Below are 9,282 nucleotides of genomic sequence, written 5' to 3'. Positions count from 1 at the left end.
ACGACCGGGGCCGTTTCGCCCTTTCGGCCGTGTGGCGGATTCCAGGGGTCGTTGCGTTCGTGCCCCGTGGGCGTCCGGCTCAGCGGCCGGCTGGTTCCACGATGGACTCGGGTGGCGCGGGCGCCGCCGCGGCGACCTCTTCCAGACGCTGCTCGTCGATCACGCCCCCGTCATCGATGGCCCCGGCCTCCACGGCAGTTGCCACCGCAACCCGCGACTGCACGGCGGTGTGCGTGTCCGTGTTGGGGGCGTTGAAGTCGAACTCACCGAGGTCGGTACGCAGCAGGAACACGTTGTACGCATCCCACGTGGAGAGCGTGTAGAAGAGATGCTCACCGTCCGAGGTGATCGAGGCCGGATGGATCATCGGGGCGTAGGCGTTGGGGAACATGCGGCGGTCGACGAGAGTCTGGGGCGCAGACCATGGGCCCTCGGGCCTGCTGGCCACCCGCATCGAGACGACGCCCGTGGCGGTGGAGGTCAGCGAGATGAACTGGTCTAGGTACTCGTTGTACGCGACCGACAGTTCTTCGACCGGCGCGGGCAGGATCAACTCGCTGCCTTCCGGATCGGACTCCCAGGTGGTGCCACCCTTAAACCACGTGTACGCGGCGGGGTCCTCGATCCGGTCGAGGGGCACGCGCGCGAGCGTGGCTGGTCCTCGGCGCCCGGACGGGGTCAGGTACTCGTACAGGTATTCGCCGTCCTCCAGGAATGCACTCATCTGCATCCCGTACCAGCGATCGGCTTCGACTGCGGGCGGGGTGTCGTCGTCCGACTCGAACTGCACGCTGCTGTTCCAGCCGGTGAAGTCGGTTACCCGGCGCATCGAGTCGGTGAGGACCTTCCAGGTGGCGCCGTTGTCCACCGACTTCACCAGCGCTGAATAATTGGTGTTCCACCCTCCCGGGGCGTTCCAGTCCCGAACCGACATGACGCGCATGTACATGGCGTTGTTGGCGCTGATCGCGGCCGTGGGGATGACTGTGACCTCACCGGTTCCGTTGGGCTGATGGGCCCCCTGGACCAATGCGGACGCCTGCCCGTCCTCGGACGGACGCGCCCCGGTGATCTTGAGCCCATCCGTGGGAGTGCCGTTCTCCGCGGTGAGCATGACATTGGACCGCCAATCGTTGCTCGTCGGCGTGCAGGCGCCGAACGTATCGCCGAACAGCACCATGGTCTCGTCGCCGTGCTCGAACATGATGCCGAGGTCGGTTCCATAGATGTTGTACGCGGAGTCGGTCTTGGCGGGGCTCGTGGGCCCGGTGACGAGTTGTCGGACGGACGTGGCTCCCTTGAGTACGGGAACCGTGCCCTGGGTGCTGGTGATCCAGCGCGGGAAATCACGTACGGAGGAGGCCGCCACTCCGGCCACGGAGTTCGCGGCGTTCGCGAGCGAACCAGTGGCGAGGTTCAGACCGAGCGAGTTGGGCGGGAAGTTCCCGAGAAAATTGTTGCAGGGGCCGCTGGCGGAGTCCGAGGATCCCAGTGACCCGGCCGAGCCGGATGATTGTGCTCCACCGGTCGCCGGGGCGAGCAGTGATGTGGACAGGAGCGCCACGGGGACTGTGAGCAGAACCGAGGCGAGAGTGGAATAGGGACGCATGAAGGGAAGGATATAGAACTGCGATTCGGAGGAATCGATACTAGGTCACTTACACTGCGTACATGCTGATGGTGGGTCTGACCGGTGGGATCGGTGCCGGCAAGTCGACGGTGACGGCGGTGCTCAAGGAGGCGGGGGCGGTGATCGTGGACGCGGACCTCATCGCCCGCGAGGTCGTCGAACCGGGGTCCCCGGGTCTGGCGATGCTGGTCGCGGAGTTCGGTGAGGACATCCTGGGATCGGACGGCGCCCTCGACCGCGCGGCCCTCGCCGCCCGGGCCTTCGTCGATGCCAAGCGGACCGCAGCCCTCAATGCGATCACCCACCCGTTGATCGGCGAGCGGACGGCGGAACTGTTCGGCACGGCGCCCGAGGACGCGATCGTCGTACATGACATGCCACTGCTCGTCGAGGGCGGGATGACCCCCGGATACCACCTCGTGATCGTGGTCGACGCCCCGGCAGAGGTGCGCCTCAGGCGACTGGTCGAGCAGCGGGGAATGCCCGAGGACGACGCGCGTGCTCGAATGTCGAGACAGGCCACCGACGAGGCCCGACGAGCCGCGGCCGACATCCTGATAGACAATTCGGGTGACCGACAGACGGTCGTGGACCTGACCCGCGCGCTGGTCGAGATCCGTCTGGATCCGTTCGAACACAACCTCCGGACCGGGACCCCCGTGGTGGGTGAGCGGACCGTCGTGCCTTTTCGACCGGAGTGGGCGGGCGAGGCGGAACGGGCGTGCGCCCGTCTGCGCCACGTGGTGGGGGGCACCGCGAACCGGATCGACCACGTTGGTCCGACGGCGATCGAGGGGCTGGACGCGCCCGACATCCTCGACCTTCAGGTGACCGTCCGAGACGCCGACGCGGTCGAGGACGCGCTCCACTCGCTGACCGGGGCGGGCTACGTGCGCGATCGGTCGAGCGATCGTCCGTTGCTGCACTGGTGCGACCCCGCCCGACCCCTGGAGGTGACGGTTGTCGCAGAAGACGACCCGGATCACGAGTTCGCCCTGCTCATGGCAGACGTGATAGGCGCTGATCCCGGCGCCCGTGCGGAATACTCGGAAATCCTGCGCCGCGCGAACCGCGAGGAGACGCGCGAGTGGGAACGCACCCTGACCGAGGCCTCGCTACGGCACCGCTGACGGGGCCGTGGCGGGCGGGATGGTGACCCCGCCCGCGGGCGGCTTCACTCCGTCGGGACCACCCCGTCCACCAGTTCGGACACGGGCACCTGCCGGATGACCTCGGTCGTAGCCTGGGCAGTGGGGGCGCGGCGCAGGGTGGGCTCGGGGAACAGCGCGTCCAGTTCGGTCCGTACGAGGAAGACGTTGTACGCGTTCCAAGTGGTGACGAGGTAGTACAGGTCGTTGCCCTGTGCCCACGGGTGCATGAACGCCCCGTACACCCCCGGCAGCACCGAGTAGTCGATGAGCGTGGTGGCATCGCTCCACGGGCCCCACGGGTTGTCAGCGGTCCGCATGACCACCGAGTCGAAACCCTGGGAGTACATCGCCGTGTACTTGTGCAGGTGCGCGTTGTACATCGTCGACAACTCGCTTGCGGGGGCGGGGAGAACGGTCACAGCGTCGCCGATCCGGTCGACCCAGGTCGTGCCGTTCCAGTATTCGTATGCCTCGGGATCGAGCACGCCATCGAGCGGGGCCGGGCCGTGCTCGAGGTCCCCGGTGGACGGGGACCCGCTCAGGGGGACCCGCGCGAGGATCGCCGCACCCTGGCGGCCCGAAGGGGTCAGGTATTCGTATAGATGGGTGTCGGTCTTGAGGAATGAGCTCATCTGGGCGGAACGCCAGGCGCTGTCCACCCCGGGGGCGCCCTCACCGGCATCGCCGGCGCTGGTGATCCGTCGCGCCATCTCGGGCACGATCTCCCAGTTCTCGCCGTTGTCGGTGGAGTAGGCCATACCGGAGTAGTTGGTGGTCCACGAGCCCGGCTGGCCCCAGTGTGCAACCGACATGTACCGCAGGTACTGCACCCCGTTCACGGAGATCCCGGCGGTGGGGATGATGGTCACTTCGCCGGTCTGGTGGCTCCGTTCCACGAGCGACTTGGCCAGACCATCAGAGCCCATCGCGGCCGAGTCGATGGTGATGCCGTCGGTCAGATCGTCGTCGCCGGACCGAAACAGGACGTTGGACCGCCACTGGTTGCCTGGCACGGTGCAGTCGCCCATCGTGTCGCCGAAGGCCATCAGCACCTGCGGGTCGTTCGGGCTGCCGTTGTCCCACATGATGCCCAGGTCCGTGCCGGCCACGCCGTACTTGTTGATGGTATCGGTGGGGCTGGTGGGCCCGGTGACCAGTTGCAGGAACCGGGTGGGTCCCCGCAGGACCGGGACGGTGCCCTCCTCGCCGGTGATCCACGGCGGCATGCCGTAGACGGAGCCCACGAGCGGGTCGAGCGAACCGGACAGGCCGTTGCCGAGCGAGCCGGTCTCCAGCTGCTGGATGAGCGAGCCCGATCGGTCGGCAGACCCCAGGGCTCGGGACGCGGACCCGAGGGAGCCGGAGCTACCGGATGATCCAACCGAACCGAGCGAACCGAGCGAACCGGTGGCCATGCCGGCCTCGGTCTGGTGCTCGAGGAGGGAGCCGAAGTTGCCGAACATCTCGCTGCAGGGGCCGGCCGCCGCGGTACCGGCGCCGAGCGTGCCGACGACCGTCACCGTGGCGGCGACGGTTACGGTGGCCGCCACGGCCGCGGTGAACCGCCGTGTCGGCGTGGGGGATGAGGGGCGGGTCATGGGTGTCAGGCCTCCGGGAGGGGGATCTTGTCGACGAGGACAGTCTCGCCGGTGTCAGCGGGGTCCGGGGTGTCACGGGTCCAACTGTCATCGGCAACTCGCAGGCGGGACTGCGCGGGCGGCGTGGACCGGTCCAGGAGCTGATCCAGATCGGACTTCATGAGGAAGACGTTGTAGGCATCCCACGTGGACAGCGTGAAATAAAGATCATCGCCGCTTGCTTCGACTACGGGGCTCCAGGGATGCGCGAAGGCTCCGTACAGGGTGGGAAGATGCTTGCTCGAAAGCAGGATGTCTTTGCCTGACCAGAGGCCCTCCGGCACTTCTGCCTTCCGCAGCACGACATTGTTCTGATCGTCGGTGTAGAGAGCCAAGAAGAGCTCAAGGCTCGGGCTCCACGAGACCGAGAGTTCGCTCACCTGGCCGTCGAGGACCACCGCCGCGGCGTCCTGCTCCGCCACCCAGTCGGAGCCGTCCCAGAACGTGTAGGCGTCCATGGTCTCGATCTGTGCCTCGGGGACGCGCGCGAGGATCGCTGATCCGTTGCGGCCCGACGGCGTCATGTACTCATAGATGTAGTCGCCGTGTTTGACGAAGGCGCTCATCTGGGCGGCATCGTGTCGGGGGCGGGCCGGAGTCAGATCCCCTGGCAGGGCCATGCGGCCGGGCCCTGGGCGGGCTGTTCCTCTGATGGGAACCCACGTATCGCCGTTGTCGCCGGACTTGGCGAGGGCCGAGTAGTTCGTGGTCCACTCGCCCGGGTCGCCCCACGTGTCAACCGACATGTATCGCAGGTACTGCGTCTGCTCGACGGCGACGCCGGCGGTGGGAATCACGGTCGTCTCCCAGTCGTGTCCAGTCCGTGGCAGGATCGACGCGGCAATGCCGTCTTTCATGGGCGCGTCGTCGATACGCATGCCATCTGCCAGGGTGCGGTCCGAGGAACGGAACAGAACATTGCTACGCCACTGGGTGTCGCCCTTGCAATCGCCCATCGTGTCGCCGAGGGCCATGTGCACTTGATTCTTGCCGGCTGCCCCGCCGTTCTCCCACAGGATTCCCAGGTCGGTACCGGAGATGCCGAAGCGATCAACAGTGTCGTTCGGGCTGGTGGGTCCGGTGAGCAGTTCGACGGTGGTGGTTCGTCCCTCCAACACGGGGATATAGCCGGATGTGCCGTTGTGCCAGGGGGCGGCCGGGGGCGCAGGGTTGGGCGGCGCCACCGGTGAACCCCCGCCGGAACTGCTCGACCCGCTGCCTCCTCCCGTGCCCCCGCCGACACCTGCCGGGGGCCATTCGTCGCACGGGGCGGCTGCCGCGATCGGCGCGGCCAGGATGAATGTCCCGGCGATAAGAGAGGTGGCGGTGGCAATTGCTACCGGTCGGACACCTCGTCGGCGGCGGGAGGGAGAGGCGAGACGACGACGACGTGGGGCGTGGATCACGGTGGATCTCCGAACGGTGGGACGATGTGAACGCCTAACGATAGGGCACGGTGATGCCTGAGTCACTCCCAACTGCGCGGGGGTGAGCAGACGGAGTCGCGTACTCGTAGGCTGGTTGGTATGGCTTTCGCGACCGAGATCCCCGACGACGGGGTCCCCGCCGACCCGACAGTGCTCTCCTATTCGGAGTTCCGGCCGATCGGCGACGTCGAACGGAGCACGACACGCTTCGAGGTGGTGAGCGAATTCACCCCGTCGGGCGATCAGCCGACGGCGATCGCGGAGCTGACTGAGCGCCTGGCACGGGGCGAGCGCGACATCGTCCTCCTGGGTGCGACGGGCACAGGCAAGTCGGCGACCACCGCGTGGCTCATAGAGAAGGTGCAGCGGCCGACCCTGGTGATGGCGCCCAACAAGACGCTCGCCGCGCAGCTGGCCAACGAGTTGCGCGAGATGCTGCCCAACAACGCGGTTGAGTACTTCGTCTCGTATTACGACTATTACCAACCGGAGGCGTACATCGCCCAGACGGACACCTTCATCGAGAAGGACTCGTCCATCAACGACGACGTGGAGAGGCTTCGGCACTCCGCGACATCGTCACTGTTGTCCAGGCGTGACGTCGTCGTCGTCAGCTCCGTCTCGTGCATCTACGGGCTCGGCACCCCCCAGTCGTACCTCGACAGGTCGGTGGCTCTGTCCATCGGGCAGGAGGTCGACCGCGACCAGCTCCTCCGACTACTGGTGGATGTCCAGTACGAACGAAACGACGTGTCCATGACCCGCGGCACGTTCCGGGCGAAGGGCGACACCGTCGACATCATCCCGACCTACGAGGAGCTCGCCGTCCGCATCGAGTTCTTCGGTGACGAGATCGATGCGCTGTACTACATCCACCCGCTGACGGGCGACGTCGTCCGCAGGGTCGACGAGGTGCGCATCTTCCCGGCCACCCACTACGTCGCCGGCCCGGAGCGGATGGCCAGGGCGATCGCCTCCATCGAGGCCGAGCTCGAGGAGAGGCTGGCCGAGTTGGAGAACCAGGGCAAGCTGCTCGAGGCACAGCGGCTACGGATGAGGACCTCCTACGACATCGAGATGATGCAACAGGTGGGCTTCTGCTCCGGCATCGAGAACTACTCGCGGCACATCGACGGGCGGCCGGCGGGAAGCTCCCCGGCCACGCTCATCGACTACTTCCCCGAGGATTTCCTCACGGTTATCGACGAGTCACACGTGACTGTTCCCCAGATCGGCGCGATGTTCGAGGGCGACGCCTCCCGCAAGCGCAACCTCGTCGACTTCGGTTTCAGGCTCCCGTCAGCGCTCGACAACCGACCGCTCACCTGGGAGGAGTTCTCCGACCGGGTGGGCCAGACCGTGTACCTGTCGGCCACCCCCGGTGCGTACGAGATGGGGCGGACGGGGGGCGAGTTCGTCGAGCAGGTCATCCGACCCACCGGGCTGGTGGACCCGAAGATCGTCGTCAAGCCCACCAAGGGGCAGATCGACGATCTCCTCGGTGAGATCCGCGCCCGGGCGGATCGCGACGAGCGGGTGCTGGTGACCACCCTGACCAAGAAGATGTCCGAGGACCTCACGGACTATCTGCTGGAACTCGGCGTGCGGGTGCGATACCTGCACTCGGAGATCGACACCCTGCAGCGGGTGGAGCTGCTCCGCGACCTGCGACGCGGCGAGTACGACGTCCTGGTGGGTATCAACCTGCTCCGGGAGGGACTCGACCTCCCCGAGGTCTCCCTGGTGGCGATCCTCGACGCCGACAAGCAGGGCTTCCTCCGCTCGGCGACGTCGCTCATCCAGACCATCGGCCGTGCGGCCCGCAACGTCTCCGGCGAGGTCCACATGTACGCGGACTCCGTCACCGACGCGATGCGACAGGCCATCGAGGAGACCGACCGCCGGCGCGAGAAGCAGGTCGCGTACAACACCGAGCACGGTATCGACCCGCAGCCCCTGCGGCGGAAGATCGCCGACATCCTCGACAGGGTCGGGGAGGAGAAGAACGGGGAGTCGTCCACCGACCCGCGGGACCGGCCCGAGCTCGTGGGGGCACGGGTGGCGGGTGAGTCGGCGCGGCCTCGTAAGGAACTCGAGAAGCTCATCGGGGAGATGACCGAGCAGATGATGTCGGCGGCAACGGACCTACGGTTCGAGTTGGCGGGTCGGCTCCGCGACGAGATCGCCGAGCTGCGTAAGGAGCTCAAGGGGATGCGCGAGGCGGGAATCGACTGACCCGTCACTGTGACGTCGCGCGCTTACCTGGCACGGCGGGGACCCACGCGCACTACGCTGGGTAGAACTTGTTGCCGACGAGAGGAAGAGAATTGAGCGCCTACAAGAAGGTGGTCGTGGGTACGGACGGCTCGGAGTCGTCCTACCGGGCCGTCGATCGTGCTGCGTCGCTTGCCGCCGACGAGTCCGCGACCCTCGTGATCGCCTGCGCCTATGTGCCCGCCGATCCGCGTTCGGTCAGCCAGGCCGCCGATCAGCTGGGCGACGACGCCTATCAGATCCGCGGTGACAACCCGGCCGAGGACATCGTCCGGACGGCCCGGGACCGGGCGGTCGCCGCAGGGGCGTCGACGGTCGAGGCGCGGACCGTCAAGGGCGCGCCGGTCGAATCGCTCATCAAGCTGGCCGACGAGGTGGAGGCGGATCTGCTCGTCGTGGGGAACAAGGGCCTGAACTCTCTGACCGGCCGGCTCCTGGGCTCGGTGCCCGCGGATGCGGCCCGCCGGGCCATCTGCGACGTGCTCATCGTCCACACGACCTGAGCCGGCGGGCGACCCGGGTCCGGGCGACCCGGATCGGTGAACCGGGGAGCGTCAACCGCAGAGGTGGGCCCGGCTCGCATCGATGATGGCCCGGCCCACCTCCGCGGTGTCGCGCTCCGGATCCTGCGCGGCGATCGCGCTGGTGAGCGGGCGGAGGTGATCGAGGATGGTCTCGGTGTCGGACCCGTCGGAGATGCTCCGACAGATCCCTATCCCCACCTCGACGGTGGTGGCCGCGGTCATCTCCGTGGGTAGTCCGAACGCCGTCAGGTCGTCGAGGAAATCCTGCTCGCTGCCGTTCCTGGCAGGGCCTCTCGGGCCGACGGCGGCGGGCCCCCCGGCCTCGGCCTCGGCGCCCTGACCGGTGGTCTCCGCCCTCACGGTCCGGTCGGTCGCCTCCTCCGCGGGCCCGCAACCGCCGCCCACCGCGAGGACCGCGCACAACGCCACGGCGGCCGGGATCCGCACCGCGTGGTCGCTCATGCGCTGAGCTCCTCTGTGTCGTCGGAGACGGACTCGCGGATCCGTGAGAGCAGTGGACCGAACCGACCGGGCTGGACGAGGACCAGTTCCTGGGTGGCGCGGGTGGCCCCCACGTACAGATCCTGGAGCCCCTGCGGCGAACGTCCGAGGACGTGCTCCGGATCGACCACCACCACC

General features: G+C 67.5%; 8 protein-coding genes. 3 read left to right on the top strand and 5 right to left on the bottom strand.

Annotation, left to right across the window (positions count from 1 at the left end):
• Positions 1-79: 79 nt before the first annotated feature.
• Positions 80-1,609 (bottom strand): DUF4185 domain-containing protein, encoded by a 1,530-nt coding sequence (locus G6028_RS14925; protein WP_182659343.1) that lies wholly within the window; start codon positions 1,607-1,609, stop codon positions 80-82.
• 62 nt (positions 1,610-1,671) lie between these two features.
• Here G6028_RS14925 and coaE point away from each other — a divergent pair, with 62 nt between their 5' ends.
• Entirely contained in the window at positions 1,672-2,760 is a 1,089-nt protein-coding gene (gene coaE, locus G6028_RS14920) for a dephospho-CoA kinase (RefSeq protein ID WP_182659342.1), read from the top strand.
• A gap of 44 nt (positions 2,761-2,804) precedes the next feature.
• Here coaE and G6028_RS14915 read toward each other — a convergent pair whose 3' ends face one another.
• Positions 2,805-4,379: a DUF4185 domain-containing protein gene (locus G6028_RS14915; protein ID WP_182659341.1), complete on the bottom strand. Its 1,575-nt coding sequence runs from the start codon at positions 4,377-4,379 to the stop codon at positions 2,805-2,807.
• Between the two features lie 5 nt (positions 4,380-4,384).
• Positions 4,385-5,602 carry a DUF4185 domain-containing protein gene (locus G6028_RS14910; RefSeq protein ID WP_338404240.1) on the bottom strand — a complete coding sequence of 406 codons (1,218 nt, stop codon included), beginning with the start codon at positions 5,600-5,602 and terminating at the stop codon, positions 4,385-4,387.
• 342 nt (positions 5,603-5,944) lie between these two features.
• Between G6028_RS14910 and uvrB the strand changes: the two genes are divergently transcribed.
• Together uvrB and G6028_RS14900 are read left to right on the top strand one after the other, a co-directional pair.
• Positions 5,945-8,080: an excinuclease ABC subunit UvrB gene (gene uvrB, locus G6028_RS14905; RefSeq protein ID WP_182659340.1), complete on the top strand. Its 2,136-nt coding sequence runs from the start codon at positions 5,945-5,947 to the stop codon at positions 8,078-8,080.
• A 92-nt stretch (positions 8,081-8,172) separates the two neighbouring features.
• Positions 8,173-8,622 carry a universal stress protein gene (locus G6028_RS14900; RefSeq protein ID WP_182659339.1) on the top strand — a complete coding sequence of 150 codons (450 nt, stop codon included), beginning with the start codon at positions 8,173-8,175 and terminating at the stop codon, positions 8,620-8,622.
• 51 nt (positions 8,623-8,673) lie between these two features.
• Here G6028_RS14900 and G6028_RS14895 read toward each other — a convergent pair whose 3' ends face one another.
• Both G6028_RS14895 and G6028_RS14890 read right to left on the bottom strand, forming a co-directional pair.
• Complete coding sequence (locus tag G6028_RS14895; RefSeq protein WP_095717223.1) at positions 8,674-9,105, bottom strand: DUF732 domain-containing protein; 432 nt, start codon at positions 9,103-9,105, stop codon at positions 8,674-8,676.
• Positions 9,102-9,282: hypothetical protein (locus G6028_RS14890; protein ID WP_182659338.1), on the bottom strand; the 181-nt coding region annotated here is incomplete at its 5' end. The genes G6028_RS14895 and G6028_RS14890, both read right to left, overlap by 4 nt.

The organism is Dietzia cercidiphylli (assembly GCF_014145145.1).
Taxonomy (GTDB): Bacteria; Actinomycetota; Actinomycetes; order Mycobacteriales; family Mycobacteriaceae; genus Dietzia; species Dietzia natronolimnaea.
This window is presented reverse-complemented; position numbering and strand designations above follow the sequence as displayed.

What these genes read in the sequence shown, in the direction of transcription:
- G6028_RS14925 (WP_182659343.1), bottom strand. Translation starts at nt 1,609, where the DNA reads ATGCGTCCCTATTCCACTCTCGCCTCGGTTCTGCTCACAGTCCCCGTG.
- G6028_RS14895 (WP_095717223.1), bottom strand. Translation starts at nt 9,105, where the DNA reads ATGAGCGACCACGCGGTGCGGATCCCGGCCGCCGTGGCGTTGTGCGCG.
- coaE (WP_182659342.1), top strand. Translation starts at nt 1,672, where the DNA reads ATGCTGATGGTGGGTCTGACCGGTGGGATCGGTGCCGGCAAGTCGACG.
- G6028_RS14915 (WP_182659341.1), bottom strand. Translation starts at nt 4,379, where the DNA reads ATGACCCGCCCCTCATCCCCCACGCCGACACGGCGGTTCACCGCGGCC.
- uvrB (WP_182659340.1), top strand. Translation starts at nt 5,945, where the DNA reads ATGGCTTTCGCGACCGAGATCCCCGACGACGGGGTCCCCGCCGACCCG.